The sequence below is a fragment of the Pseudomonas fulva NBRC 16637 = DSM 17717 genome (assembly GCF_000730565.1).
GTDB classification, from domain to species: domain Bacteria; phylum Pseudomonadota; class Gammaproteobacteria; order Pseudomonadales; family Pseudomonadaceae; genus Aquipseudomonas; species Aquipseudomonas fulva.
Window position 1 is genome coordinate 41,463 of record NZ_BBIQ01000006.1, and the last position, 26,503, is coordinate 67,965.

A 26,503-nucleotide genomic window follows, 5' to 3' on the forward strand; every position below is an offset into this window, starting at 1 on the left:
AGGTCAACCTACACCCCTGCCCCCTTGGCCGAAAGTGAAACCACCGCCGGGTAGGCGGTGGCGTCGGTGCAGGGGCGGAGTTGATCGAGCCGCTGGTCAGGGCATGCCGAGAAACTCTGGCAGCGCCAGGGAGATGTACGGCACGTAGGTGACCAGGATCAGGAACAGCAACAAGATCGACAGCCACGGCAGCGCTGCGCGAATGGTCTGGCCCAATGTCAGGCCCGTCACGGCACTGGTCACGAACAGGTTCAACCCCACTGGCGGGTGAACCAGTCCGATCTCCATGTTCACCACCATCACGATGCCCAGGTGGATCGGGTCGATGCCCAGTTCCATGGCGATGGGGAAGAAGATCGGCGCCAGAATCAGGATGATCGCCGACGGCTCCATGAAGCTGCCGGCAATCAGCAGCACCACGTTGACCATGATCAGGAAGCCGATGGGCGTCAGGCCTTCGGAGAGCACCCACTGGGTGATCTGCTGCGGGATCTGCTCGGTGGTCAGCACATGGGCGAACAGCATGGCGTTGGCGATGATGAACAGCAGCATGATGGTCAGCCGCCCGGACTCCAGCAACACCTTGGGGCACTCGCGCCAGGTCATGTCCTTGTACACGAACAGGGCGATGAACGCCGAGTACACCGCCGCCACGGCCGCCGCTTCAGTGGGGGTGAACATGCCGCTGTAGATGCCGCCCAGAATGATCACCAGCAACAACAGCCCCCAGAACGCCCGCCGCGCGGCCGTAAGCCATTCGCGGAAGCTGGCACGTGGCTGGGCAGGCAGCTTCTTGACCCGCGCCACGATGTAGATGGCTACCATCAGCGACACGCCCAGCAAGATCCCAGGGATCACGCCAGCCATGAACAACTTGCCCACCGACGTTTCGGTCGCGGCTGAATAGACCACCATCACGATCGACGGGGGGATCAGGATGCCCAGCGTACCGGCGTTACAGATGATGCCGGCGCCGAATTCCTTCGGATACCCCGAGCGCACCATGCCGGCCACGGCGATCGAACCCACTGCCGCCACCGTGGCCGGCGACGAGCCGGACAACGCAGCGAACAACATGCAGGCCAGCACGGCGGCAATGGCCAGGCCGCCCCGAATGTGCCCCACGCAGGCGTTGGCAAAATCGATCAGTCGCTGCGCCACGCCGCCGGTGGTCATGAAGGCGCCAGACAGCAGGAAGAAGGGGATGGCCAGGAAGGTGTAGCTATCAGAGGTTTCGAACAGCTTGATCGCCAACGAACTGAGCGAGTCCTGGCTGAACAGCAGAATCGACACCGCCCCCGACAGGCCCAGGGAAATGGCAATGGGCACGCCCAGGAACATGAAGATGAACAGCAGCAGGAACAGGCAGATAACGGTCATTGCTGCGACTCCTCACCGGGGTTGGCCAGCTTGCTCGCCTCGGCCGCTTCGTCGGCCAGGCCCAGGTTGATCTGGCGGTGGGTGTAGATGCGGTAGAGGATTTTCAGGTAGCGCACGATGATCAAAGCGAACCCGAAGGGCACAATCATCGCGATGTGGCCGATCTTGATGCCGTAGCGGTCCAGGTCTTCGGCCCCGATGCCAGCCGCCAGCACAGCGCTGACCCACTTGATGCTGGCAATCAGAAACAGCCCGGCATACGCCAGGCAACAGGCGCAGGCAACCATGGCCAGCACACGCTGCACCGGCTTGCGGGTGCGCCTGACCAGCACATCGACCCCAAGGTGGCCGGCGGTACGTACGCCATAGGCGATGCCGAAGAAGATCAGCCAGCCAAACAGGGCCTTGGTCAGGGCGATGCTCCAGGTCATTTCCTGGGCGTAGCCCATCAGGTGATCGCCGATGTTCAACAGCGGCTCGCTGGCAAAGGTCCAGCGGTCGCCCAAGTTGTAGAACATCGTGTAGAGGTTGTTCAGCGCTACGTAGATGAAGGTGATGAGGGTCATGGCCGCCAGAAGAAAGGCGATCATGCCTTCCTCGAAGCGCTCCCAGACGCGCCGTAACGTTTGCATGGGCATTCTCCGCGCAGAATGAGGCTGAGCCGCCCACGCAGGGGCGGCTGCAGGCGGGGCCAATCAAGAGGCTGTGTTGGCGTCCTGGGCGGCTTTGATCAGGTCGGCGCCAATCTGGCCTTCGAACTTGTCCCAGACCGGACGCATGGCTTTGCGCCATTCGTCACGCTGCTCGGGGGTGAGCGCATCGACCTCGCTGGTCTTGGCGTCGATGATCTTCTGCCGCGAGGCCTGGTTCAGCGCCTCGGCCTGCTTGTTCACCTCGACGGTGACCTTGTCCATGATGCCCTGCAGTTCGGTGCGCACATCTTCAGGCAGGCCGTTCCAGAACTTGGCGTTGGTGATCACCATGTAGTCGATCAGGCCGTGGTCGGTCTCGGTGAAGAACGGCTGCACTTCGTTGACCTTCTGGCTTTCGTAGTTCGACCAGGTGTTCTCGGTGCCGTTGACGGTGCCGGTCTGCAAGCCTTGGTACACCTCGGCAAAACTCATCTTGCGCGGGTTGGCGCGCACGGCCTTGAACTGCTCTTCCAGCACGCTGGAGGCTTGTACGCGGAACTTCAGGCCACGGGCATCCTTGGGCAGCAGGATCTTCTTGTTAGCCGACAGCTGCTTCAAGCCGTTATGCCAGTAGGCCAGGCCGCGGATGCCCTTGTCTTCCATGGAGGTGAGCAGCGCCTTGCCTTGGGGCCCCTGCTGGAAGCGGTCGACCGCCGCCAGGTTGTCGAACAGAAACGGCAGGTCGAAGATTTGCACCTGCTTGTTGTAGTGCTCGAATTTGGCCAGCGAGGGCGCCAGCATCTGCACGTCGCCCAGCAGCAGCGCTTCCATTTCCTTGCCGTCGCCGAACAGCGACGAGTTGGGGTAAACCTCGACCTTGACCTTGCCCTTGAGCTTGTCATCGGCCTCCACGAGCTTCTGGAACATGAGCGCGCCCTGGCCTTTGGGCGTGCTGTCGGCCACTACGTGGGCGAACTTGATGATGACCGGGTCCGCGGCGTAAGCGAACGAGGTCAGGGAGACGGCGGCGGCGCAGAACAGCGCCTGGGTCAGCTTCAACATGGGTTTCACCTGTTATTGTTGTTGGTAAGGTCAGCAGGGAAGCGTAGCCAAGATTACGGTGGCGCAAGTATAGGTGTTTGGGGAATCTGCTTTTGTGTAAGGCTGCGTTCGGCAAAAACGAACGCCGCTCCTCATGGCCTGGCCTGGACCATAGCCACTAGCCAGCATGGGCCAACGCCAGCAGGCGCTGCGCGCGCAACACCACTGGCGCATCGACCATCTGCCCGTCCAGCTGGAAGGCCCCTGCCCCACCCGCCGCTGCGCTGCCCTCGAGCACGCGCTGCGCCCAGGCCAGTTCGTGCTCACTGGGCTGCAAGGCCTCATGAATCACCGGCACCTGGCTTGGATGAATGCACAGCGCCCCGCCATAGCCCATGTCGTAGGCATGGCGCATGGCCTCGCGCTGCCCTTGCGGGTCGCGGATCGCAGGAAACACACCGTCCAGCGGCGGCGCCAGGTCGGCGCCCCGGGAATGCAGTTGCACGGCCATGCGGGCCTGGTCGATGAAGCGTTGGCCTGCCGGGCTGTCGGTGTTCAGGCAAAGGTCCAGCGCCAGGTCCAGGCTGCCGAACGACAAGCGCTCGACGCCCTCGGCGCCGGCGATACGTTCAAGGGCCAACAGCCCCTTGGCGGTCTCGATGATAGGCACCACGGCCTTGCCCGTGCGGGCGGTAACCGCCACCTGTGCGGCGCTCTCGACCTTGGGCAGCAGCACCGTGGTCACGCCCAGGTGCTGCGCGCACAACTGCAAGTCCTCGGCGTGGTTTGCATGGCTGGGTGCGTTGACCCTTACCCACACCCGGGCGTCGGGGTGTTCGCCCAGAAAGCGCGCCAGGTGCTCGCGGGCCTGGGCCTTGAGCGGTTCTTCGACCGCGTCTTCGAAGTCCACGATCACGGCATCGGCACCGGCAGCCAGGGCCTTGGCGAAGCGCTCCGGGCGGCTACCGGGCACGAACAGGGCGGAGCGAACGATGGGGTATGGCATGCTTTTGCTCCTCTACTAAACCACGCCTGCGCTGTTCAATTGCGCCTGCTGATCATCGCCATACCCCAGCTCGGCCAGGATCGCGGCGGTGTGCTGGCCCAGTGCAGGCACCGGGTCCATGCGCGGGCTGAAGGCCGCGTTGCGCCCCGGCGGCAGCAGGGACGGCAGCTTGCCCGCCGGGCTGTCCACCTCGCGCCAGCGGTCACGGGCCTGCAACTGGGGGTGCTGCCACACCCCTTGCATGTCGTTGACTCGGGCGTTGGCGATCTGGGCGGTCTCAAGGCGCGCCACGACGTCTTCCAGGCTCAGCGCGGCGAAACCGTCGACGATGATCTGGCGCAGCAGGTCGCGGTTCTCCGAGCGCAGGTAATTGGCGCAGAAGCGCTCGTCAGTGGCCAACGCCGGGTCGAGCAGCACCTTCTCGCAGAACAGCTGCCATTCACGCTCGTTCTGCAACCCCAGCATCACCGTGCCGCCATCGCCTGTGGGGAAAGGGCCGTACGGGTAGATGGTCGAGTGCGAAGCACCCGCGCGAGGCGGTGGCGGTGCGCCGTTGTAGGCGTAGTACATGGGGTAACCCATCCACTCCACCAGGCTTTCGAGCATGGACACGTCGATGCGGCTACCCACCCCGGTGCGATCACGCAACAGCAGGGCCGAAAGCACGCCGGTATAGGCGTACATGCCAGCGGCGATATCGGCGACCGAGCATCCAGCCTTGGCCATCCCCTCCTCGCCTGGGCTGCCGGTGACCGACAAGAAACCGCCCTCGCTTTGAATCAGCAGGTCGTAGGCCTTTTTCTTCTCATAGGGGCCGCCTTCACCGTAGCCAGAGATGTCGCACACGATCAGCCGCGGGAAGCGCGCATGCAGGGCCTCGAACCCCAGGCCCATGCGCGCCGCAGCGCCAGGTGCGAGGTTTTGCACCAGCACGTCGGCCTTGGCCAGCAGCCCTTCGAGGATGGCATCGGCCTGAGGCTGCTTCAGGTCCAGGGTCAGGCTTTCCTTGGAGCGGTTGGTCCACACGAAGTGGGACGCCAGGCCGTCGACGCGCTGGTCATAGCCTCGGGCAAAATCACCGCTGCCGGGGCGTTCGACCTTGATAACCCGGGCGCCCAGGTCGGCCAGTTGGCGGGTGCAGAACGGCGCGGCGATGGCGTGCTCCAGGCTGACGACGGTGATGCCGTCCAGGGGGCGGGGGGCAGATGCACTCATGGCAAGGTCCTGTGCGGGAGTCATGGCAGGTCGGCCAGCGAGCGGGTATCGCGCAGCTGCCAGACACGTTGGATCAAGGCACGGCCGTCGGCCGCACTGCGCTGGCCGGCGTAGGCCAGCAAGCGCTGGAACTTGTCCTCCAGTTCCGCGCGGGACAAGGTGTTGCCGGGGTCGCCCTTGGGTTCGTCAATGGCAGCAGTGAAGCGGCGCCCGTCCTTGCAGCCCACTTCTACCCGGCCCAGCCACCGGGCCGGATAGGCGGCGTCCACCTCGGGGTCCAGCTGCATGCGCACCTTGTCGCGGAACCCCGCCACGTCCGGGTCGCTCAGGGCCAGGTCGCGGAATGTCAGCAAATGCGCACTGCCGTGCACGGCAATCAGGCCGAGCACCGTGCCCATGGAGAACTTGGCCTGGTGCACGCTGGTGGGCACCTTCACCCGGCCGAGCACGTCGATGGCGCCCTGGTGCACGTGGGCGATCACCTCGGCGATGTCGCCGTGGCGCAGCCCTTCGCGCTGCATCAGTTCGAGCAAGGCATCGGCCGCCGGGTGGGTGTGGCGGCACGAGGCGTGGAACTTGAACGAGGTTTCGGCCAGCGCCCAGCGGCTGCCCAGGCGGTCCGACAGGCGGGCCGGGTCGGCGTCGCTGGACATGCCGGCCGCCAGGCCCTGGTCGCCTTCCAGAATGTTGCGCGCCCCGCCCAGGCCATCGGCGGTCAGGTAGGCCGCCAGCAGCCCGTCGGCAGCGGCCTTGGCGGTGTGCAGCTGTTTCGAATCGGCCGCATCGCGCAAGAACTCCCACAGCCCGGCCGCCTGAGTGCCGGCACTGCCCAGCACGTTGATGAACTGGGCCTGGTCGAAGTTCATCAGCTTGCCCACCGCGACAGCCGCCGCCAGGGTGCCGACGGTGGCGGTGGTGTGGAAAATGCGGTAGTGCGAGCGGCCCATGAATTCGCCGATGCGAATGCCAGCCTCGTAGCCGGCCACAGCCGCCAGCAGCAGGTCCGGCCCCGACTTGTCCAGGTCCTGCGCGGCAGCCAGGGCTGCGGAAAACACCACCGTGGCCGGGTGCAGCACCGAGCTGTTGTGCAGGTCGTCCTGCTCCACCAGGTGCGACGCTGCGCCATTGACCAACGCAGCGAAATACGGCGAGGTGCCACGGCCGGTGCTCATCAACCGGGCTTTACCGGCAGGTGGCCCCATGCGCTCGGCGTAGCGCTCGAACAGCGGCACCGGGTGCGCGCCCTGGCTGGCCAGGGCCGAGCCGAGCCAGTCGAGGAACAGGTCTTCGGTACGCGCCAGCACGGAGGGCGGGATGTCCTGGTAGCGCAGGTCGGCCAGGAAGGTGGCCAGTGCTTGGGTATCACGCATGGGCATACCCTCCTTCAGAAGCTGCGCGGCAGCTCGAGCAGGTGCTCGGCCACGTACGACAGGATCAGGTTGGTGGAAATCGGCGCCACCTGGTACAGGCGGGTCTCGCGGAATTTGCGCTCCACGTCGTACTCGTTGGCAAAGCCGAAGCCGCCGTGGGTTTGCAGGCAGGCGTTGGCCGCCTCCCACGAGGCTTTGGCTGCCAGGTACTTGGCCATGTTCGCGGCAGCACCGGCGTTGGCGCCGCTGTCGTACTCGGCGCACGCCCGCCAGCGCATCAGGTCGGCCGCCTCCAGTTCGATGTGGGCTTCGGCGATGGGGAATTGCACGCCCTGGTTCTGGCCGATCGGGCGGCCGAACACCACGCGGTCGCGGGCGTACTGGCTGGCCTTTTCGACGAACCAGCGCCCGTCGCCGATGCACTCGGCAGCGATCAGCGTACGCTCGGCGTTCAGGCCGTCGAGGATGTAGCGAAAACCCTTGCCCTCCTCGCCGATCAGGCTGCTGGCCGGGATGCGCAGGTTGTCGAAGAACAGCTCGTTGGTTTCGTGGTTGACCATGTTGGCAATCGGCTGCACGGTCAGGCCGTTGCCAATGGCCGTGCGCAGGTCCACCAGGAAGATGGACATGCCTTCGGACTTGCGCGTGACCTGCGCCAGCGGCGTGGTACGCGCCAGCAGAATCATCAGGTCCGAATGCTGAATGCGCGAGATCCACACTTTCTGCCCATTGATCACGTAGTCGTCGCCCTCGCGCACGGCCGTGGTCTTGAGCTGCGTGGTGTCGGTGCCGGTGGTCGGTTCGGTCACGCCCATCGACTGCAGGCGCAGCTCGCCGCTGGCCAGCTTGGGCAGGTAATGACGTTTCTGTTCCTCGCTGCCGTGGCGCAGCAAGGTGAACATGTTGTACATCTGCCCGTGGATGGTGCCGGAGTTGCCACCGCAGTGGTTCACTTCCTCGAGTATCACCGACGCCTCGGCCAGGCCCAGCCCTGAACCGCCGTAGGCCTCGGGGATCATCGCCGACAGCCAGCCGGCGTCGGTCATGGCCTTGACGAAGGCTTCGGGGAAGGCCTTCTGCTCGTCCAGGGTGCGCCAGTATTCGGCCGGAAATTCGGCGCACAAGGCGCGCACGCCTTCGCGGATGGCGTTGAGGTCATCGCTGTCGTAGCTGTGCATGGCAGGCTTCTCTACGGTGCTGAAAGGGGGTCAGTCGAAGGTGACGTCGGCGCTTTGCGCCACGCCGGCAGCGTTGCCGGCCCACAGGCGCGCCTGGCCTGGGCCGTCGAGGCAGCCGCTGAGCTGGAAGGGCGTGGGCAGGGTCAGCGGGCGCAGGCTGCGGTAGCTGTAGCGGCGCAGGCGGGCACCGGGGTTGGCGCGCAGAAAGGCCCGCAGGTTGAGCGTCGCGATCAGGGGGCCGTGCACCACCAGGTCCGGGTATCCCTCGGTGGCGGTGACATAGGGGTAGTCGTAATGGATGCGGTGGCCGTTGAAGGTGACCGCCGAATAGCGGAACAGCAGGGTCGCGGTGGGCGTGACGGTTTCACCCCAGGTGCCGGTTTCACAAGGCTCGCCTGTGCTCGCCTTGGGCGGGGTCGGCTCGCGGTAGACGATGTCCTGCTCTTCGCGGATGCACAGCTGGTCGTGCTGAGTGTAGTCATGGCGCACCGTCACGAACAGCAAGGGGCCGCTGCGGCCGTGTTTCTCCTCGATGTGCAGGATGGTCGAGGTACGCTGCGCCTCGCCGCCGACCACCAGCGGGGCGATGAACTCGACCCGGCCACCGGCCCACATGCGGTTGCGCCCGTCAGCCGGCGGCAGAAAGCCCCCGCGTGCCGGGTGCCCGTCGGTGCCCAGTTGCGCTTCGGGTACAGGGTCTTGAAAGAAGCACCAGGTCCACAGCGGCGGCAACGCCTCGCCATGGGCCGGGGCGGTCTCGCCGAACGTCGCCGCGATGCGCTGCACCAGGTTGCGGCTGAGCACATCCCAGGCGTGCTCGGTGCGGCCGAGCCAAGGGCTGTAATCAAAGGGCGTAGTGGGCATGGGTGGGCCTCTGGAATTGTTGTTATGGCAGGCCGCTTGCAGGCGCGTCATCGACGCTGCGCAGGCGACAGGGACGATCATGCGACCCTGTCGCGCATTCTGTGAATTTGCATTTCCATAACCCGGCGTTCATAAATGCCGAACGCCTTCCCTACCCAGGACTTGCCCATGCACTTCGATCTGGCTGACTTGCGCCTGTTCATCCACATCGGCGAATCTCCCAGCCTGACCCAGGGCGCCCGCCGAGCCCACCTCTCTCCCGCCGCCGCCAGTGCGCGTATCAAGGCGCTGGAAGCGCAGCTCGACACGCGCTTGCTGTACCGCGACAGCCGCGGCGTCGAACTGACCCCGGCCGGGCACACGCTGTTGACCCACGCACGCCTGGTGATGCGCCAGGTGGATTACCTGAAGGCGGAGTTCACCCAGTTCGGCGGCGATTCGGCGGGGCATATCCGCATCTTTGCCAACACCACGGCGGTGACCGAGTTTCTGCCCGAGGTGCTGGCAGGCTTCCTGGCGCAACGGCCGGGGGTCACGGTCGACCTGCAGGAACGCCTGTCCCGTGACATCGTGCGAGGCGTGCTCGATGGCAGCACCGACATGGGCATCATCGCCGGCCCCGTGGAGGCCAGCGGCCTGCAGGTGATGCACTTCAGCACCGATCGGCTGGTGCTGATCGTGCCCGCCGGCCACGAGCTGGCCAACCGCCGCCAGGTGACGTTGAAACAGACTCTGGCCTACCAGCACATCGGGCTGCACGACGGCAGCACCCTGCTGACCTTTCTGCGCGACCAGGTCGAGCGCATGGGTGAAACCCTGGCCCTGCGTATCCAGCTGTCGGGCTTCGAGGCCATCTGCCGCATGGTCGAGGCAGGCGTGGGCATCGGCATCATTCCCGAGTCGTCCGCATCGCGCCACAGCCACACCATGAACCTGGTGACCATCGCCCTGGACGAACCCTGGGCCGAGCGCGAACGCAGCATACTCGTCCGGGAGCTGGAGGCCCTGCCGGGGACGGTGCGCGCATTGATCAAGACGTTGATGCCTGCGAACTAGGCGAGCCATTACGCTCGGGTTATCTGACCGTCAGATCGGGTGCAGGACAGTGGTTCAGATTTGCACTGCAGAAGGATAAATCCTACTGTGGCGCGTCGTTTTGGATATGGACAATAAGGATATGGCCCAAATCATCCCAACACTCGGCGCGTGCCGTTTCGACACGCCCGGGGAAAAACGCCTGGCTGAGCGCCTCGAAAAGAAACTCCCCGATGACTGGTTATGCTGGTTCAACGTGCCGGTTGGCCCAAAGGGGCTGCAGCCGGACTTCGTCCTCCTGCACCCTGAAGTGGGCTTGCTCATTCTCGAGGTCAAGGACTGGAAGCTGAGCTCGCTGAAAGAGGTGACGATCAACGAGGTCATCAAGCTCGAGCACGGTCGCGAAGTCACCGTCATCAACCCCATGGCGCAGGCCCGCAAGAACGCGTTCGAAACGAAGGAAGCGCTGGAAAAGGACCCCGCGCTGACCCAGAAGCCAGGCTCTATCCGAGCGGGCAAACTGTTGATGCCCTATACCTGGGGCGTCGTGCTGCCAGAGATGACGCGCAAGGAATTCACCTCGCTGCAAGCCGGTTCGGCCTTGCAAAGCCTGCGTGTCATCTGCAAGGACGAAATGTTCGAAACCGTGGATGCAGGCCTGTTCGAACAACGCTTCAAGGCCATGTTCGTGCAGCACTTTCCCGTGGCGCTGTCGGACGAGCACGTGGACCGCGTGCGTTACCACCTGTTCCCGGAAATCCGCCTGAACCCGGCACGTGCCCAGTTCGGGCTGTTCGGTGAGCAGGAGGCGCCCATGCCCAGCCTGATCAAGGTCATGGACCTGCAGCAGGAGCAACTGGCGCGTTCCATGGGCAGTGGGCACCGGGTGATTCACGGCGTGGCCGGCAGCGGCAAGACCATGGTCCTGGTGTACCGCAGCCTCTACCTGGCGCGCACCTACAGCAAGCCGGTACTGGTGTTGTGCTACAACAAGACCCTCGCAGCGCGCTTGAACCAGGTGCTCAAGGCGCACCAGCAAGACGTTCAGGTAGTTGCCATGAGCTTTCATGCCTGGTGTCGCAAGCTGCTGACCGATGCGCAGCTGCCCATCCCTCAACTCAAGGGGCAGAAGTTCTTCCAGGCGCTCGAAGACGATGTGCTCAAGCACATGGCGGACGGCAAGCTGGACGCTGATCGGTATGCCGCGATCCTGATCGATGAGGGCCACGACTTCAAACCGGAGTGGTTCCGCCTGGTCGTTCATCAACTCGACCAGGAGCAGGAAAACCTGCTGGTGCTCTACGACGACGCCCAGGCCATCTACCGCGGCAAGGCCACCCTTGCCTCGAAGATGACATTCAGCTTCGCCAGTGTAGGGATCAAGGCGTCAGGGCGGACCACCATCTTGCGCATCAACTACCGCAATACGCTGGAAGTGCTGTCGGTCGCGCATGCGTTTTCCAAGGATTTGCTCAGCGCCCGGGATGCCGAAGACGACCATATCCCGGTACTGGCCCCGCAAAGCGCAGGCCGGCGCGGCGACTTGCCGCAACTGCTCAGCCACCCTGGGCTTGTGCAGGAAGCCCAATGCCTTGTCGCCCGGCTTGAGCATGAGCAGGCAAACGGCCGGGCCTGGCAAGACATGGCCGTGATTTACCGAGAAGGTTTCCAGGCCACCTGGGTCGAGGACACACTCAAGGCCGCGGGCATCCCGTACACCAGCGCCAAGACCGTTTCCAAACGCAGCGCGCTGTATGGCGAGAACACGGTGAAGATCGTGAGCATGCATTCGAGCAAGGGGTTAGAATTCGGGTTCGTGGTGATTCCGCGCTTGCACGAGATGCCGGTGCAGGGCGAAGACGAAGCCGATGAGATGCGCTTGCTGTATGTAGCCATGACCCGCGCCGTGGACAGGCTGGTGATGACCCATCAGACCCACTCCGGATTCACCGAACGCCTGCAGGAGGCAGTGGCTCAGGTTCAAGCGAGCCTTTAGCTGCTTGATAGTGCGGGACTAAGGGTTGCGCGGTATTAGTGGGCGCGGCCTCGCCGGGAGGCCGGACCGGCCGCGATGGGCCGCGAAGCGGCCCCAACATTTCAGCTCCACATTAGAGCTCAAGGCCTACCGTGCGGCTCACAACGGCCAGACTGCACAGGCCATCGATTGCAGCCTCTACAGACACTGCTCAGCCCCCCAAATAATGGCTTACCAGCTATAACTCACCCGCGCCGTCACCTCACGCCCAGGGTTGTAATAATCAGCCGTCCCCGAGCCCACCACGTGCTGTTCATCGAACAGGTTGCTCACGTTCACCGCCAGGTCGGTGCCCTTGGCGATCTGGTACTTGAATGCCGCGTCGAACAACGTGGTGCCGTCGGTCTTCTTGGTGTTGGCCGCATCCATGTAGTAAGCCCCCACGTACCGTGCGCCCAGCCCGACACTCACGTCGGTCGCCGGAATGTCGTAGTACGTCCACAACGAAGCCGAGTGCTTGGGTGCGGTGGCAAAAGCGTTGCCCTTGAGCGAAGAGCCGTCATACAGCGACCCGCGTTTCACATCGGTGTCCATGTACGAATAGGCGCCAATCACGCTGATATCAGCCGTCACCTGGGCCTTGGCTTCCAGGTCCAGGCCGCGTGCGTGGGACTCACCGACGGTTTGCTGTTCGATGATGCCGCTGGGCAGTACCACAGCGATGGTGACGTTTTCCTGGGTCAGGTCATACACCGCAGCGGAGAACATCGCGTCCATGCCGATGGGCGAGTACTTCACGCCCACTTCGTACTGCTTGCCGGTTTGCGGGGTGACGCCCACCTGGGGTGGGGACACCGACTCCACCATGCTCACGTACGTCGACACTTCGTCGTTGACGATGTAGGTGAGCGCCGCGCGATACGAGGTTTCCGACAAATCGTCGCTCTGCTTGGCGGCCCCGCCCACGTACTCGGTGCTGGACAGATCCATGGAGTCATTGCGCACGCCAGCGGTGGCGATGACGCGGTCGTAGAACGAAAGGTTCTGCTGCATGAACACAGCCTTGGTGGTCACGTCCTGCTTCTTGCGGCTGTAGGGCTCGATGCCACGCGGCACGCCGGTGAACACCGGGTTGGCGATGTCGATCGGGGTGGCGAGGCTATAGACCGAGCGCTGCTTGGTCGAGGAGTCCAGGTACTCCACCCCCACCAGGGTGCTGCTGTCGACGTGCTCGAACTGCGCATCGTATTGCAGCATCAGGTTGCCGTTGAGCTGGTCGGCGTCGCTGTCGGTGCCGAACACATAGCGCGGGATGGTCGTGCCCACCCGCGATGGGCTGTCGCTCAAGTAGGCGTAGCCAAAATCGTCGGTCAGTTCGCTGTAGCGCAGGTTGCCACGCAATACAAAGCCGTTGTCGAAGTCGTGGGTGATGTTGCCGGACAGGCTGGTGCGCTCCACATCGTGGAAGTTGTAGCCGGGCTCGCCGAAGAACTTGCTGCGGTCGTACTCCTTGTCCAGCGGGTAGCCACCGCTGTTGGGCGAGCTGTTGGTCTTCAGGTAGTCCAGCACCACGGTGGCCGAGGTGAAGTCGCTCGGTGCCCAGGTCAGCCCGCCCATCACCAGGCGGCTGTCGTCCCGGGAATGGTCGTACTCACGGTCGCTGTCCTGCAGCTTGGCCGTGAAGCGCCCCGCCACGGTGCCGCCTTCGTTGAGCACATCGCCCACATCAATGCCGGTCTCGGCATGGTCGTACGAACCGTAGGTCACGTAGCCCTGGCCGAAGCGCTCGAACCGTGGCTGTTTGGTCACGAAGTTGACCGAGCCGCCTGGGTCGGCGGGGCCGAACAGAGTGGAGTTGGCGCCGCGAATGATCTCGATACGCTCGTAGGCGTAAGGGTCTTCGCGCACGCCACGCATGGAGCTGAGCGTCAGGCCGTCACGGTAGGTGGTGGCCTGGAAGCCGCGAATCTGGAAGTAGTCGTTACGGTCGTCCGACCCATAGAAGTCGCTGATCACCCCTGGGGTGTACTGCAGCGCTTCTTCGGTGGTGCTGACGCTGCGCTGCTCCATCTCCTTGCGGGTCACCACCGATACCGACGCCGGGGTATTGAGGATGCTGGTGGCGACCTTGCCCCCCACCCAAAGCTCCTTGGCCACGACCGAGTTGATGTCGTCGTCGGCGCTGGCCTTGACCTTGGCATTGACGATTACCGGGGCCAGGCGGTAGTCCTCGGTGGCGCCCAGCTCCAGCGGGCCGGTGGGCTTGGGCTGGGGCAGCAGCAGGTAGGCGTTGGGGCCTTGCTGTTCAGATTGCAGGTCACTGCCCTGCAACAGCGAAGACAAGGCCGCTGCGGTACCCAGCGAGCCCTGGACGCCCGGCGTCGTCTGGTGGGCCACGCTTTGCGCGTCATACGAGAGGCTGACGCCGGCTTCCCTGGCAAAACGATCGAGCGCTGGCGCCAGCGGGCCTGCCGGAATGTTCCACTGCTTGAGCGGGCTGCTGCTGTCAGTGGCCGCAGGCTGGGCCAGGGCTGGCAGGACATGGCTGCCTACCACGAGCCCGAGCAAGGCGCCACGCAGGGCTCGGTTCAGGGGGTGGCGCGGTGAAACCGGGGTAGAACTCATTCTCTCGCTCCGTAGCGTATCGGCGGGCGGCCTGTATTCCGGCCTTCCCTACCTGCCGAACGAGAATGAGAAAACACCTCATTTATTTTCAGATTAATTAACTTCGGTTGTAGGCTGGGTCCTACACCTTACCGATGGCCTGCCTCACTTTGCCCAGCAGCTCACCCATACGGAACGGCTTGATCAGCATGTCCATGCCATCGCCGAGAAACGCCTGCCGGTCCAACGCGGCATCGGCATAGCCGGTCATGAACAGCACAGGCAGTTCGGGCCGGTAGCCACGGGCAAGGTCGGCCAGCTCCCGGCCGCTGAGCGTTGGCAGGCCAACGTCGGTCAGCATCAGGTCCAGGCTCGGCTCGTCGCGCAGGTATTGCAGCGCCTGGTCGGTGGTCGAGGCCAGTGTGCAGTGGTAGCCGGCATCGGCCAGCGCTTCGGCCACCGACAGCCGTACCGAGGCCATGTCCTCGACGATCAGCACATGCTCGCCATTACCCTGTAGATCGAGCCCACGCTCGCGTACCACGGGCACGGCTGCCTGCGCACTGGCCGGCAGCATCAGCGCCACTTCGGTGCCCTGCCCCACCACGCTGTTGAGCATCACGTGGCCGCTGGACTGCCGGGCGAAACCATAGATGGTCGACAACCCAAGGCCGGTGCCCTGCCCGACGGGCTTGGTGGTGAAGAACGGGTCGAACACCTTGTCCAGCAACTCAGGTTCGATGCCGGTGCCGTTGTCGCGCACGCTGACCATCACATAGGGGCCGTCGGCAAGATTGGGGTTTTCCTGGGACCAGATGGCGGCCGTGTCGAGCCAGATCCGCCCGCCCTTGGGCAGCGCGTCGCGGGCGTTGATCACCAGGTTGAGCACCGCGCTTTCCAGCTGCACCGGGTCGACCAGGGCGATGGCCGGTTGGGTGGAGAGGTTCAGGGTCAACGTGATGCGCTCGCCAATGGTGCGGGTCAGCAGTTCTTCGAGCGAGCGCACGTGGCGGTTGACGTCCACCGGCCGAGTGTCCAGCGGTTGCTGGCGAGCGAAGGCCAGCAGCCGATGGGTCAGCGAAGCCGCGCTGTTGGCCGAGCTGAGCGCAGCTTCGGCATAGCGCGGCACTCTGTCGACACGGTTCTCGGCCACCCGCTTGCAGATCAGTTCGAGGCTGGTGATGATGCCGGTCAGCAGGTTATTGAAGTCGTGGGCGATGCCGCCGGTCAAGCTGCCCAGCGCCTCCATTTTTTGCAGTTGCACCAGCTGCGCCTCGGTGCGTTCGCGCACGGCCACTTCATGGGCCAACTGGCTGGTGGCGTCGTCCAGCCGGGCCAGGTGCGAGCGTTCGCGGTGACGGTGCTCGGTGATATCCTCGACGAACACTAGGCACAAACCCGGCGCCTGATACGGCGAAAGCTGCCACTCGGTCTCGCGTACATGACCATGCACCTGCATGCTCAAGGTGCCCTGCCAGCGCTCGCCGGCCATGAGGTGCTCGCGCAGGCTGGCCAGCGCCGCCTCCTGCCCATCGGCGAAGCAGTCGTGCAGCTGCTCAGGGTGGCGGTTGTCCTGGATCAGGTAGCTGAACGCCTGGTTGCATTCATGCACCTTCAGCTGGGCGTCCATCACGGCAATCGGCGCCGACACACTGGTGAAAATCTCGCGAAAGCGTGCCTCGCTCTGACGCAATGCGCGCTCGGTGTCGCGCACGCGCAGCAAGGTGCGCAGGGTGGCCAGCAGCACGTCCGGGTCGACGGGGTGAATCAGGTAGGCATCGGCGCCAGCGTTCAGCCCGGTGATGATGTCGCCGCTCTGGATCGACGCGGCCGACACATGAATCACTGGCAGCAGCGCCGTGCGTGGGTCCTGACGCAGCAGCCGGACGATGTCGAAGCCGCTCATGTCCGGCAGGTTCACGTCCAGGATCAAGGCGTCGATCTGGCTGTCGCGGATCAGCGCCAGGCCCTCGCCGCCCGTGCCGGCCTCCAGTACCTGGTACCCGTGCACCGCCAACCGCCTGCGCATGGCGTAGCGGGTGGCAACGTTGTCATCGACGATCAGCAAGCGCACATCGGCATTCATTCAGTGCTCTCCGGGGCGAGGGCAAGCGGGATCACCACGAAGAAACAGGAGCCGACACCCGGCTCGCTCTCGACGCCCACATGACCTCCCAGCAGCTCGGCAAAGCGCTTGCACAGCGACAGGCCCAGGCCCGTACCGCGCAAGCGTTTCTGCAACGGCGAGTCCACCTGGGCGAAGTCTTCGAAGAGGGTACCCAGCAGCTCCGGTGCAATGCCGATACCCGTGTCGCTCACGGCGAAACGGATACTGTCATCGCCTTCCAGGCAGGCGGAAATACGCACTTCGCCCTGTGAGGTGAACTTCAGGGCATTGGAAATGAAGTTGCGCAGAATCTGCGCCAGCTTCTTGTCATCGGTGTACAGCCGCGGCAGGCCGGCATGTTCTTCGAAAATGAGGTCCACGGCCGTGGCATCGACGATGGGCCTGAACATGCCTCGCAGGGCGGCGAACAGGTCGAACATGTCGAACCAGGCCGGCGAAATGGTGATGCGACCGGCTTCGATCTTGGCCAAGTCGAGCAAGTCGTCGACCATGTCGGACAGCTCGCGGGTAGCAGTACTGATGAAGGTGACCTGACGGTGCTGTTCCGCCGACAACGGCCCGTCGAGCTCGTCGGTCAGCAGGCCGGTGATGCTCAAGATCGAGCCCAGCGGGGTGCGGAACTCATGGCTCATGTAGGACAGGAAGCGGCTTTTTAGGTCCGAGGCCTGGCGCAGGTGCTCAGCCTGGGTATCCAGCTCGGCATACAGCGCCAGCACACCCTGGTTGGTTTCATCCAGCTCGGCGCGCAAGGCGTCGTTCTCGGCTTGCAGGCGGGCAATAAGTGCGGCATCAGCCATTGGGCAGCTCCAGGTCGATGACAAGTACGGTGACATCGTCCCGGCCTCGGCAGAAGTCGCGGTGCAGCACCGCAGCGATCACGGCCGGATGACGGTGCACCAGGCCAGGGTAATCCTTGAGGTTCCACCGGGACTGCAGGCCATCGCTGTACATGATCAACACATTTCCGTTCAGATCAGCGTAGTCGAACACTTGGGTTTTTCTGAATTGCCCGCCGACGATGCCGGGCATTGACGCCAGGCCTCGTGATTGGCTGCCATTGACCAGGCTCGCGCCGATGTTGCCGATGCCGGTGTAGCTCAGCCGTGCATTGCAGCCCTCGTAGTGCGCCAGGGCCACGGCGCCACCGCGTGTGCCTGCCATCGCCTGGTGCATGGCCAGAAGCTGCTGCTGCGGGTGGGCGAACGGTGCCTGTGCGAACACTGCCGCGCCCGCCTGGGCTGCCGCTTCGGCTTCGCTGCCATGCCCCAGCCCGTCGATCACCAGGGCGCTCACGCGCTGCCCATCGAAGGTCAGGTGCCAGGTGTCGCCGCAGGCCGGGTCGCCATTGAGGGCATGCTGGCTGACGCCGAAGCGCAGGTCAGTACCTGGGTCATTCTGGGCATACAACCGCGCCAGAACTACGGCTCCCCGGGTATCGGCATAGACGTCGAAGACTTGAGCCTGGCGGGCGATGGCGCCCAGGCCGATGCCTTGGGTACCCGCCGACGAATAGCCGTCGGCCAGGCAGGCTTGGGCATCGAACCCTTGCGCGCGATCGAGGGTGAGCACTTCGATGCCAAACCTGCCGTCACCGCGCGGCAGCGCCCGCAGATGAAGCTCGCCGTGCCCGGCATGCTTGAGCACGTTGGTGCACAGCTCGGTCACCACCAGCGCGACACGTCCGGCGTCCGTTTCGTCAAGACCGTGGGCCTGTGCAAGTTTTTGCGCGATCCGTCGAGCGTGGCCAACGTCACTGGGGTCAGCCAACGGTACGACGCAGGTCTGGCTGGCAGCGATGCTCACGCCCATCGTGTGATCGTCACACGGGTACCCTCGCCAGGCGCGGTATCCAACTCGAACTCATCCACCAGGCGCCGCGCGCCGGTCAGGCCCAGGCCCATGCCACCGCCCGAGGTCCAGCCGTCGGTCAACGCCAGGCCGATATCGGGAATGCCGGGGCCTTCGTCACGAAAATGCAGGCGCAGGCCCACGCGACCGAAGTCCTCCAGCACCTGCCAGTCCATGTCGCCGCCACGGCCGTAGACCACGGTGTTGCGGGCCAGCTCGCTGACGGCGGTGACCAACTTGGTCAGGTCGACCAGGCGCATGCCGCACTCGCCCGCCAGCTTGCGGGCCAACTGGCGCGCAAGGACTACATCCTGCTCGATGCGCACCGGCAGGCTACCGCTGTCGCGCACATTCATTTGCGGGTCACACGCTGACGCAGCACTTGCATGCCGCGTTCCACATTCAAGGCGGTACTTACCCCGGGCAACGTCAGGCCCAGTTCCACCAGGGTGATGGCTACGGCAGGCTGCATGCCGACCACCATGGTCTCGGCGTCCATGATGCGTGACAGGCCCGAGATGCTGGCGATCATGCGCCCGATGAACGAGTCGACCATGTCCAGTGCCGAGATGTCGATGAGTACGCCGCGGGCGGAGGTGCTGCTGATGCGGTCGGTCAGGTCTTCCTGCAGGGTGAGGGCCAGTTGGTCATGCATGTCCACCTGGATGGTCACCAGCAGGAATTCCCCCATCTGCAGGATCGGGATACGCTCCATGGCTCAGGCTCGCTGGCCGAGGTCGCTGCCCACGCGGGTCAGGGCCAGCTTCAGGGCATCGGCCAGGTTGGCCTTGGTGGTCAGGGTGCCAAGGTCCAGGCCCAGGTGCACGATGGTCTGGGCGATCTGCGGGCGGATGCCGCTGATGATGCAATCGGCGCCCATCAGGCGAATGGCCGTCACGGTCTTGAGCAGGTGCTGCGCCACCAGGGTGTCCACGGTGGGCACGCCCGTGATGTCGATAATGGCGATTTCCGAACCGGTGTCGACGATGCGCTGCAACAGCGACTCCATGACGGTCTGGCTGCGCTGGGAGTCGAGGGTGCCGATCAATGGCAAGGCCAGCACACCGTCCCACAGTTTGACCACCGGCGTAGACAGCTCCAGCAGTTCTTCCTGCTGGCGGCGAATGACGTTTTCACGGCTCGCCTGGTAAGTGCGCATGGTGTGCATGCCCATACTGTCGAGCAGCTCGGACACGCGCCAGAGTTCCTCGGCCAGCGTGGCCGGGTCGGCGCTGTAGTGCGATTGCAGCAAGGCGAACAGCGGACGCTTCAGGGCGTAGATGAAGTGCACGGTCTGGTGGGAGTCATGGCCCATCTGCGCGCGCGATGACGACAGCTTTTCGAGGAACCGGCGTACGGCCTCCCAATCGGCGGCTGCCAGGTTAGCGCCACCTTGGCCCTTCAAGCCCTGCACCAACAGTTGCAGGAACTCGCGGGTCTCTTGGGCCAGCACCTGTTCCTTGACGTTGCGCGTGGCACCGTTGGCTTCCAGGCCTGCCAACCACTGGGTCAGCAACTGGTCCTGGTTATTTTCGACCGCGTCCAACGTACTGCTTTGCAGTGCTGCCATGTATCTGAGCTCCTGTGGTGAAAGCGGGCACCTTCACGCTATGACCGGGTGTTTTGTGAGTGACAGTTACTGGCCGGAATAGTTGTCCGGGTGGCGCATTTAATTGCATTAGGCCATCGGATGGTAGTCCATTGCTCAAAGAAATTTGGCAGGTTGGATCAAGGGCAGGCGAGTGCGCCGTGAGCACCGGACCAAAGCATGGGTGGCCTGCCTCTTCACGCCATGGCCGGTAGCGTCCCTGGCGCCTTGAAACCATTGGTGACCCCGGCACTCAATAGGGGCTACCCACCAGAAGGAACTGATGCATGAACACGACTCGCCTGATCCTGCCCCTGCTTGCCAGCCTTGCTGGCGTGGCCACCGCTCACGCTGAAAACCTCGATCAAACCGAGGCTCTCACGCGTATCGGCCAAGTTCTGACGTGCAAGCGCGTGGTCTCACCCGAGCAGTTCGATGCACTGGTCACGGCGGCCAAGGGCCAGGCCACCGTCCAGGCGTCGGAGCTGTCGGACGCTGAGTACTCGCTGGCGCAGCCAGTGAAGGTCTACGGCCAACCGATCACGCAGCTGACGGTACATGCTGCCAGTGACGGCGAAGGTGACTTCAACGAGTTTTCGGGGATGTTCAAGGGCCAGCGCGTCGAGGACATCGCCAAGCTGAGCGGCATCGGCAAGGATGACCTGGGGCATTACACCCAGGAAGTTGGCAACCACGATGTGTCGTTGCGGGGCGAGTCGGGCAGTACCTACGTTGCCTGCACGCAAGACAAGCGCCCGGCGCAGTAGGCTGATCGCCTCGCCGCCCAGCGCCTATGAGCTGCCAGCCCTGCAAGGCTGGCATTCCCGCCTGCCCTAGTACAGACGTGTGCAGCTCATGGACGTGATCTTCATGGGCACTACGTAACGCGTAAAGTCACTGGTGTTGACCGAAGGCGGCTTGCGCCCCAGGTCGACGGCAGCTTGCGGCTCCAGCAACGCTTCACACTTGATGGACTCACCAAGGTCAGTCTGTCGCCTGACGGCGGTGGCCCGCATCTGGACGCCATCGGCCGGATCGCTGAACACCACCGGTGCCGGAGCTGGCGTTGCCCTGAGGGCGTAGTCCTCACTTTTGCCCTGGCCCAGGAACCCGAGGGTGACAAACGGTGTGCCTGCCTTGTCATAGCGGGGGATGACACCTACTCGCGTTTTAAACTGCTTCTGCGCGGCGAGCTGCCCAATGACCCGGCGCGTGAGCGAATCCCAATAGGGGTGATGCGGGCCATCCAGTTCGCCGACAGGGGCTGCGCGGTCGTAGGGTTTACCAATCGCCTTGAGGTCCTGCTGCCTGGCCAGGTAGCGAATCCTGCAGCTGTCGTCGATCTTGGTCGCGAGTGGTTTGCCGGACTTGGCGCTGTAGAACAAGGCTGCAGTGCACTCGGCGTCGAACCTGCCGCCCAGGTAGAGGTACTCGCCACTGCTCGAGGGCAAGGTGGCAATCAAGTCCAGCTCACTGCCAGCACTGCCAGCAATTCCGTTGGCCATGGCCGAAGGCATCATCGATGTCAGTGAGCTGACCGTGTCGTCGGAAAAACGAACCTTGGTACGACCGTCGGGCATTTGCTCGGTCGTGACGCAGCCGGTCAGGGCCATGGCGGCCAGCATGGGCAGGAGGAATCTACACAGGGTCATGGGGACGTATCCTTACTCTGGAAAATCGAAGCAGGCGCAGCGAGAAAAGCGCCTCACATCCGTGTCGTTGACAGCGACGCCCAGACGGGCGAGGCGCGATTTTCCATCATTCGGTAGGGGGGTGCCAGTGTGTATGCTCGGCCGGTTTGGCCGGGCCATTGGATGCGTCGGCCGCAAAGCGGCCCCAGCACCCTGAGTTGCGAAGCTGATAACCCTGAGGCCGCATCGCAGCCTCGAGGCTCCAGCAAAGCTCATCTCAACCCAACGACCGCGCCCCCACAGGCTGCGCATGACCGCGTGTCGTCACGATACCCAGGAAGGAAATCAGGATCGCAAGCCCCAGCGTGGCGCTCACTTCCGCCCGGTGCTCGGGCGTGTACATCATCACCGCCAAGGCCAGGGCAATGAAGATGATCACCGCCCAGGTCAACCAGGGGAACAGCCACATGCGGAACTTGAGCTCAGTATTCTCCCGCTCAAGACGGCGACGCATGCGCAGTTGGGAGATGGCGATGACCATGTAGACCAGCAGCGCGATGGCACCTGAGCTTGCCAGCAGGAACTCGAACACGCCCTTGGGTGCGAAGTAGTTGAGCACGGCGATGGATGCACCGATCAGGGTGCTGCCGAACACCGCAGCACGGGGTACGCCGACCTTGGACGTGTGTTTGAGCATTGCCGGCGCATCGCCACGCTTGGCCAGCGAATACATCATGCGCGAGGCGATGTAGATCGAGGAGTTCATGCAGCTGGTGACCGCTACCAGCACCACCAGGTCGACCAGCAAGGCCGCATTGGGGATGTTCATGATTTCCAGTGCACGCTGATACGAGCCCACCACAGCCAACTGTGGGTCGTTCCACGGCACGACGGAAATGATCACGAAGATGGAGAGGATGTAGAAGGTACTGATGCGCCAGATGACCGAACGGGTGGCCTTGGCGATGTTGCGCGAAGGATCGCTCGACTCCGAAGCGGCGATGGTCACTGCCTCCGTGCCGATGAAGCTGAACATCACAGTGATGAACGCGCCCACCACCGCCGCCCAGCCATTGGGCGCAAAACCGCCATGCTCGGCAATCAGCCCACTCAAACCGCTGACTTCACGGTTGGGCAGCCAACCCATCAGCGCCGCGAAGCCGAGGCTGATGAAGGCAAGGATCGCAGTCACTTTCAAAATGGCGAACCAGAACTCGAACTCACCGTACTTGGCCACACTGAACAGGTTGGTACCTGCCAGCAACAGCACCGACGCCAAGGCGAATATCCAGCTGTCTATCTGCGGGAACCAGGCGTTGAGCACGTGCCCTGCCGCCAGGGCTTCGATGGGAATGACCAGCACCCAGAACCACCAGTACAACCAGCCGATGGTGTAGCCGGCCCAGCGGCCGATGGCCTGGTCGGCGTAGGTGGAAAATGAACCGGTATCGGGGTGCGCGACGGCCATTTCGCCGAGCATGCGCATGACCAGGACGACCAAGGTCCCGGCCACGAAATAGGAGATTATGGTAGCCGGGCCGGCTGCCGCAATGGCGTGGCCCGAGCCGACGAAAAGTCCGGCGCCGATGATGCCGGCGATGGACAGCATCGTTACATGACGTGGCTTGAAACCTTGTGCAAGGTTGCCATCAGATCCCACGGTGTTCATTGATGTTGTTCTCTTTTTGCTGACACAAGGATGGACGGGCAGGCGTAGGCGAAAATAGCTCCTTGAAGGGTTCAGGTCGACAGGTTGCTTGCGCTCTGTTGTTGATCTTTGCAGCGCATCACAAGGCAACGTGCCGGTGGGGGTCGGGCTTCATTTAAGCCCCGCAGGGATGAGGGAAATTACACGAGAACGCCCCGGAACTGTTCGATCACGACAGCGCTTTTGTGCAAGCGACAAATGTCGCGATTGGCATGTCCGAACGCGCCATCAACGCCAATGACCCTTCTGTTTTTCATTCGAGTGTGTTGCACCCGCTACCTGTCCAGCAGGCAGCGGGTGGCGCGGGCATCAGGCCAAGGCGTGGTCGACCAGCACTTGCAGCCGCCCCTGGGAACAGCGCTCGACCCGCGCCTGGACGCCATACACCTGCGCCAGCAGGTCGGGCACCAACACATCCTGCGGCGTACCACTGGCGACCACCCTGCCCTCGCGCAGCACCACCAGCCAGTCGGCATGGCTGGCAGCCAGGTTGATATCGTGCAGCACCGCCACCGCCAACAGGCGATGCACCTGCACGCGCTCACGCACGGCGTCCATGACCCGCAATTGATAATGCAGGTCAAGCGCGCTGGTGGGCTCGTCGAGCAGCAGCACCTGCGGGTTGCGCGCCAGCAACTGGGCCAGCGCCACCAATTGCCGCTGCCCACCGGACAAGCTGTCCAGCGAGCGCTGGGCCAGGTGCTCGATACCCAGCTGGCGCAGGGCCGCAAAGGCCTGGCCCAGCAGGTCGTCCGCGCTGCCTACGCGAAGTGCGGCCATGATGCTTTCCAGCACGCCGAGGGCAATGCCGGGGGGCAACTGCTGGGGCATGTAGGCTAGCCGTCGAGCGCGCTCGGCAAAGGCCAGGCGGTTCACGTCCTGGCCATCCAGGCGCAGGCCGCCACGCATGCGTTCGAGCCCTGCCAGGGCCCTGAGCAGCGTGGACTTGCCCGCCCCGTTGGGCCCCACCAGCGCCACCAGGCTGCCTTCGGGCAGGGCAGGCAGGCTGACCTCGTGCAAAATCTGCCGCGCACCGTAGGCGACCGAAACCTTGTCGATCACCAGGCTCACAGCTTTCTCCCTCGCCGGAACACCAGCGTCACGAAAATCGGCACCCCCACCAGGGCGGTGACGATGCCGACCGGCACGATGACGCCTGGCATGATCAGCTTGCTGGCAATGGAGGACAACGAAAGCATCAGCGCGCCCACCAGCGCGCTGGCCGGCAGCAGGAACCGCTGGTCTTCCCCCACCAGCAAGCGCGCAATGTGCGGCCCGACCAGGCCGACGAAGCCGATGGTGCCAACGAATGCCACGGCGGTTGCCGACAACAGGCTGATGCGCAGCAGCGAGGCAAAACGCAGCCGCCGGGTGTCCACGCCGAAGCTGCGCGCCCGGTCCTCGCCCATGCGCAGCAGCGTCATCGCAGGTGCCGCCCGCAGCGAAAACGGCAACACCAGCGCCACCACCAGCGCCAGAATGCCGAGTTTGTTCCAATCGGCCCGAGCCAGGCTGCCCATGGTCCAAAACACCAGTTGCTGCAATACGTCTTCGGTGGCCAGCAGTTGCAACAGCGACACCAGGGCATTGCAGCTGAACACCAGGGCGATGCCGAACAGCACCAGGCTCTCCACGCCCGCCCCGCGAAGCCGCGACATGGCCTGCAACAACACCACCGACAGGCAGGCGAAGACGAAGGCCATCACCGTCACCTGCACCCCCGCCGTCATCCAGGCGATGGTGAGCGGGTAGGCGATGGCAAGCGAAGCCCCCAGTGCCGCTGACGAGGACACCCCCAGGGTGAAGGGGCTGGCCAGCGGGTTGTCGAGGATTGCCTGCATCTCGGCCCCTGCGAGCGACAGTGCCGTGCCCACCAGCACCGCCATCAGCGCGTAGGGCAAGCGCACGTTCCAGATGATCACCCGCTCCGTGGCGCTGAGCGTGGCCGGGTCGAACAGGCCTTGCACCAGTCGCCCCAGGCTCATCCCCGACGCACCGCTGGCCAGGTCGCTCAAGACCGAAACCAGCAACAGCACGGCCAGCCCGGCAACCAGCCCGGTACGCCGCCACAGCAGCCGGCGGTAGTGCCAGGCGGCCTGTTGCACGCCTGGCAGCGCCTGTGCGTTCACTGGGCGTCGACCCAGTACTGACCGTCCAGCCCTACCTTGAGCATGCGGTTGATCTCGGCCATGGTCGCTTGCGGGTCGATGTCCTTGAACCGCTCCGGGTGCACCCAACGCGCCATCGCTTCAATCGCAAGGATGTTGAACGGCGAGTTGTAGAAGTCATGCCACAAGCCATGGGCCTGGCCGGCCTGGATGGGACGCAAGGGGGCGAATTCCGGGCGGGCGGTGATCTTCGCCAGGCTGTCCCGGGCCGTTTTTTCGGAAACCCCGGCCCCCAGCAGTACGCCGGGGGCGCGGTTGCCGGTGGCGATATAGACGTCGGGGTCGGCTTGCAGCACGTACTCGACGCTCACATCGCCCAGCGCACCGGGCACCACGTCGGCACCGATGTTATGGCCACCCACCGCCTGGACCACACTGCCCAAGCCGCTTTTGCCAGTGGTATGGCCAGGCGCTTGCCACACCCCGGCCAGCAATTCCAGAAACACCTTGGGCCGCTCGCTTTCCTTGATGCCAGCCACGCCCGCTTTCACCTGCTCCAGGTGACGGTCGTACAGGTCGAGGTACTGCTGCGCCTGCTGTTCACGGCCTAGCAGCGTACCCAGCGCCTGCATGCTGACGTGGGTATTGCGCATGGGGTGCACACGAAAATCGATGAACAACACCGGCACGCCGGCCTTGGCCAGCAGATCGGCCACCGGGCTGTGCTGGGTCGGGCCTTCGCCGGCGATGCTGAAAATGGCCAGGTCAGGCTTGAGCGACAGGATCTGCTCGGCGCTCACGCTCTGCTCGGAGGCCTGCCCGATCAAGGGCAGCTTGGCGATCTGCGGGTACTGCCGGGCGTAGACCTCATAGGTATGCGGGTCCAGCAAGCGCATGTCGTTCTGCCAGCCCACCACGCGCTGGAAGGGGTTATCACGGTCGAGCAGCGCCAGGGCGAAGAACAAACGCCCCTCGCCCAGCACGATACGTTGCGGGGCGTGGTCAAGCTCGACGGTACGCCCCAGCACATCGGTAACTTGCAGGGCTTGGGCGGTGTGGGCGAAGCCGAGGCAGGACGCCAGCAGCAGCAAGGCAGGCAGCAGGCGCTGCCGCAAACGGGGGAACAGGCACATCGGGGCGTCCTCTTGAAGAGAGAATCAGTCGCAACGGAGCCGGGCATTCTAGCCAGCCG

The 26,503-nt window shown here is 64.1% G+C and carries 23 protein-coding genes; 3 read left to right on the plus strand and 20 right to left on the minus strand.

Going from position 1 to position 26,503, the window contains the following annotated elements; translation table 11 throughout:
• Positions 1-96: 96 nt before the first annotated feature.
• From dctM to PFU01S_RS08235, 8 genes are all read right to left on the minus strand, one after another.
• On the minus strand, positions 97-1,380 hold the full coding sequence (gene dctM, locus PFU01S_RS08200; protein WP_027915195.1) for a C4-dicarboxylate TRAP transporter large permease protein DctM: 1,284 nt from the start codon (positions 1,378-1,380) through the stop codon (positions 97-99).
• Positions 1,377-2,012 carry a TRAP transporter small permease gene (locus PFU01S_RS08205; protein WP_028687116.1) on the minus strand — a complete coding sequence of 212 codons (636 nt, stop codon included), beginning with the start codon at positions 2,010-2,012 and terminating at the stop codon, positions 1,377-1,379. Before PFU01S_RS08205 ends, dctM begins: the two co-directional genes overlap by 4 nt.
• Positions 2,013-2,075: 63 nt before the next feature.
• Entirely contained in the window at positions 2,076-3,074 is a 999-nt protein-coding gene (locus PFU01S_RS08210) for a TRAP transporter substrate-binding protein (RefSeq protein WP_023534545.1), read from the minus strand.
• A 157-nt stretch (positions 3,075-3,231) separates the two neighbouring features.
• Complete coding sequence (locus PFU01S_RS08215) at positions 3,232-4,059, minus strand: HpcH/HpaI aldolase/citrate lyase family protein (protein ID WP_028687117.1); 828 nt, start codon at positions 4,057-4,059, stop codon at positions 3,232-3,234.
• 15 nt (positions 4,060-4,074) lie between these two features.
• The gene (locus tag PFU01S_RS08220; RefSeq protein WP_028687118.1) at positions 4,075-5,274 is read right to left on the minus strand and encodes a CaiB/BaiF CoA transferase family protein; all 1,200 of its coding nucleotides are present in this window, start codon (positions 5,272-5,274) and stop codon (positions 4,075-4,077) included.
• A gap of 20 nt (positions 5,275-5,294) precedes the next feature.
• On the minus strand, positions 5,295-6,644 hold the full coding sequence (locus PFU01S_RS08225) for an MmgE/PrpD family protein (protein ID WP_028687119.1): 1,350 nt from the start codon (positions 6,642-6,644) through the stop codon (positions 5,295-5,297).
• Between the two features lie 14 nt (positions 6,645-6,658).
• Complete coding sequence (locus tag PFU01S_RS08230) at positions 6,659-7,822, minus strand: acyl-CoA dehydrogenase family protein (protein ID WP_023534647.1); 1,164 nt, start codon at positions 7,820-7,822, stop codon at positions 6,659-6,661.
• A 30-nt stretch (positions 7,823-7,852) separates the two neighbouring features.
• Positions 7,853-8,686, minus strand: coding sequence for an HTD2 family dehydratase (locus PFU01S_RS08235; protein WP_028687120.1), 834 nt, complete (start codon positions 8,684-8,686; stop codon positions 7,853-7,855).
• Between the two features lie 168 nt (positions 8,687-8,854).
• On the opposite strand from PFU01S_RS08235, the gene PFU01S_RS08240 reads away from it, so the two are divergent.
• Both PFU01S_RS08240 and PFU01S_RS08245 read left to right on the plus strand, forming a co-directional pair.
• A complete protein-coding gene (locus PFU01S_RS08240; RefSeq protein WP_027915202.1) occupies positions 8,855-9,742 on the plus strand; it encodes a LysR substrate-binding domain-containing protein in 888 nt (295 codons plus the stop codon).
• 121 nt (positions 9,743-9,863) lie between these two features.
• Positions 9,864-11,717, plus strand: a complete 1,854-nt coding sequence (locus PFU01S_RS08245) for a DEAD/DEAH box helicase (protein WP_028687121.1) — start codon at positions 9,864-9,866, stop codon at positions 11,715-11,717.
• A 210-nt stretch (positions 11,718-11,927) separates the two neighbouring features.
• Here PFU01S_RS08245 and PFU01S_RS08250 read toward each other — a convergent pair whose 3' ends face one another.
• The 7 genes from PFU01S_RS08250 to PFU01S_RS08280 all read right to left on the minus strand — a co-directional run bounded on the left by PFU01S_RS08250 (position 11,928) and on the right by PFU01S_RS08280 (position 19,846).
• Positions 11,928-14,321 carry a TonB-dependent siderophore receptor gene (locus PFU01S_RS08250; protein ID WP_028687122.1) on the minus strand — a complete coding sequence of 798 codons (2,394 nt, stop codon included), beginning with the start codon at positions 14,319-14,321 and terminating at the stop codon, positions 11,928-11,930.
• A 121-nt stretch (positions 14,322-14,442) separates the two neighbouring features.
• Complete coding sequence (locus tag PFU01S_RS08255) at positions 14,443-16,386, minus strand: response regulator (RefSeq protein ID WP_028687123.1); 1,944 nt, start codon at positions 16,384-16,386, stop codon at positions 14,443-14,445.
• Positions 16,383-17,225 (minus strand): sensor histidine kinase, encoded by an 843-nt coding sequence (locus PFU01S_RS08260; protein WP_028687124.1) that lies wholly within the window; start codon positions 17,223-17,225, stop codon positions 16,383-16,385. The genes PFU01S_RS08255 and PFU01S_RS08260 overlap by 4 nt, the downstream gene beginning before the upstream one ends.
• Positions 17,218-18,231, minus strand: a complete 1,014-nt coding sequence (locus PFU01S_RS08265; protein WP_028687125.1) for an ATP-binding protein — start codon at positions 18,229-18,231, stop codon at positions 17,218-17,220. Before PFU01S_RS08265 ends, PFU01S_RS08260 begins: the two co-directional genes overlap by 8 nt.
• A complete protein-coding gene (locus tag PFU01S_RS08270; protein WP_023534560.1) occupies positions 18,228-18,632 on the minus strand; it encodes an anti-sigma regulatory factor in 405 nt (134 codons plus the stop codon). The genes PFU01S_RS08265 and PFU01S_RS08270 overlap by 4 nt, the downstream gene beginning before the upstream one ends.
• Positions 18,629-18,991 (minus strand): STAS domain-containing protein, encoded by a 363-nt coding sequence (locus PFU01S_RS08275; protein ID WP_027915208.1) that lies wholly within the window; start codon positions 18,989-18,991, stop codon positions 18,629-18,631. Before PFU01S_RS08275 ends, PFU01S_RS08270 begins: the two co-directional genes overlap by 4 nt.
• 3 nt (positions 18,992-18,994) lie before the next feature.
• Positions 18,995-19,846: an STAS domain-containing protein gene (locus PFU01S_RS08280; protein ID WP_027915209.1), complete on the minus strand. Its 852-nt coding sequence runs from the start codon at positions 19,844-19,846 to the stop codon at positions 18,995-18,997.
• A 305-nt stretch (positions 19,847-20,151) separates the two neighbouring features.
• Between PFU01S_RS08280 and PFU01S_RS08285 the strand changes: the two genes are divergently transcribed.
• Positions 20,152-20,631 carry a hypothetical protein gene (locus PFU01S_RS08285; protein WP_042139356.1) on the plus strand — a complete coding sequence of 160 codons (480 nt, stop codon included), beginning with the start codon at positions 20,152-20,154 and terminating at the stop codon, positions 20,629-20,631.
• 66 nt (positions 20,632-20,697) lie between these two features.
• Here the strand turns inward: PFU01S_RS08285 and PFU01S_RS08290 are convergent, their stop codons facing one another.
• The 5 genes from PFU01S_RS08290 to PFU01S_RS08310 form a co-directional block, all read right to left on the minus strand.
• Positions 20,698-21,516: a hypothetical protein gene (locus tag PFU01S_RS08290; protein ID WP_028687126.1), complete on the minus strand. Its 819-nt coding sequence runs from the start codon at positions 21,514-21,516 to the stop codon at positions 20,698-20,700.
• A gap of 256 nt (positions 21,517-21,772) precedes the next feature.
• Positions 21,773-23,164, minus strand: a complete 1,392-nt coding sequence (gene gabP / locus PFU01S_RS08295) for a GABA permease (protein ID WP_028687127.1) — start codon at positions 23,162-23,164, stop codon at positions 21,773-21,775.
• Between the two features lie 348 nt (positions 23,165-23,512).
• Positions 23,513-24,274 carry an ABC transporter ATP-binding protein gene (locus PFU01S_RS08300; protein WP_028687128.1) on the minus strand — a complete coding sequence of 254 codons (762 nt, stop codon included), beginning with the start codon at positions 24,272-24,274 and terminating at the stop codon, positions 23,513-23,515.
• Positions 24,271-25,308 (minus strand): FecCD family ABC transporter permease, encoded by a 1,038-nt coding sequence (locus tag PFU01S_RS08305; RefSeq protein WP_255212320.1) that lies wholly within the window; start codon positions 25,306-25,308, stop codon positions 24,271-24,273. The genes PFU01S_RS08300 and PFU01S_RS08305 overlap by 4 nt, the downstream gene beginning before the upstream one ends.
• 20 nt (positions 25,309-25,328) lie before the next feature.
• The gene (locus PFU01S_RS08310; protein ID WP_027915213.1) at positions 25,329-26,444 is read right to left on the minus strand and encodes an ABC transporter substrate-binding protein; all 1,116 of its coding nucleotides are present in this window, start codon (positions 26,442-26,444) and stop codon (positions 25,329-25,331) included.
• Positions 26,445-26,503 lie beyond the last annotated feature (59 nt).

Bases quoted from the DNA above. Each gene is read 5' to 3' on its own strand.
- PFU01S_RS08310 (WP_027915213.1), bottom strand. From the start codon at position 26,444: ATGTGCCTGTTCCCCCGTTTGCGGCAGCGCCTGCTGCCTGCCTTGCTG.
- gabP (WP_028687127.1), bottom strand. From the start codon at position 23,164: ATGAACACCGTGGGATCTGATGGCAACCTTGCACAAGGTTTCAAGCCA.
- PFU01S_RS08275 (WP_027915208.1), bottom strand. From the start codon at position 18,991: ATGGAGCGTATCCCGATCCTGCAGATGGGGGAATTCCTGCTGGTGACC.
- PFU01S_RS08210 (WP_023534545.1), bottom strand. From the start codon at position 3,074: ATGTTGAAGCTGACCCAGGCGCTGTTCTGCGCCGCCGCCGTCTCCCTG.
- PFU01S_RS08255 (WP_028687123.1), bottom strand. From the start codon at position 16,386: ATGAATGCCGATGTGCGCTTGCTGATCGTCGATGACAACGTTGCCACC.
- dctM (WP_027915195.1), bottom strand. From the start codon at position 1,380: ATGACCGTTATCTGCCTGTTCCTGCTGCTGTTCATCTTCATGTTCCTG.
- PFU01S_RS08205 (WP_028687116.1), bottom strand. From the start codon at position 2,012: ATGCAAACGTTACGGCGCGTCTGGGAGCGCTTCGAGGAAGGCATGATC.
- PFU01S_RS08280 (WP_027915209.1), bottom strand. From the start codon at position 19,846: ATGGCAGCACTGCAAAGCAGTACGTTGGACGCGGTCGAAAATAACCAG.
- PFU01S_RS08285 (WP_042139356.1), top strand. From the start codon at position 20,152: ATGAACACGACTCGCCTGATCCTGCCCCTGCTTGCCAGCCTTGCTGGC.
- PFU01S_RS08250 (WP_028687122.1), bottom strand. From the start codon at position 14,321: ATGAGTTCTACCCCGGTTTCACCGCGCCACCCCCTGAACCGAGCCCTG.
- PFU01S_RS08235 (WP_028687120.1), bottom strand. From the start codon at position 8,686: ATGCCCACTACGCCCTTTGATTACAGCCCTTGGCTCGGCCGCACCGAG.
- PFU01S_RS08270 (WP_023534560.1), bottom strand. From the start codon at position 18,632: ATGAATGTGCGCGACAGCGGTAGCCTGCCGGTGCGCATCGAGCAGGAT.
- PFU01S_RS08230 (WP_023534647.1), bottom strand. From the start codon at position 7,822: ATGCACAGCTACGACAGCGATGACCTCAACGCCATCCGCGAAGGCGTG.
- PFU01S_RS08220 (WP_028687118.1), bottom strand. From the start codon at position 5,274: ATGAGTGCATCTGCCCCCCGCCCCCTGGACGGCATCACCGTCGTCAGC.
- PFU01S_RS08225 (WP_028687119.1), bottom strand. From the start codon at position 6,644: ATGCGTGATACCCAAGCACTGGCCACCTTCCTGGCCGACCTGCGCTAC.
- PFU01S_RS08245 (WP_028687121.1), top strand. From the start codon at position 9,864: ATGGCCCAAATCATCCCAACACTCGGCGCGTGCCGTTTCGACACGCCC.
- PFU01S_RS08290 (WP_028687126.1), bottom strand. From the start codon at position 21,516: ATGACCCTGTGTAGATTCCTCCTGCCCATGCTGGCCGCCATGGCCCTG.
- PFU01S_RS08260 (WP_028687124.1), bottom strand. From the start codon at position 17,225: ATGGCTGATGCCGCACTTATTGCCCGCCTGCAAGCCGAGAACGACGCC.
- PFU01S_RS08215 (WP_028687117.1), bottom strand. From the start codon at position 4,059: ATGCCATACCCCATCGTTCGCTCCGCCCTGTTCGTGCCCGGTAGCCGC.
- PFU01S_RS08240 (WP_027915202.1), top strand. From the start codon at position 8,855: ATGCACTTCGATCTGGCTGACTTGCGCCTGTTCATCCACATCGGCGAA.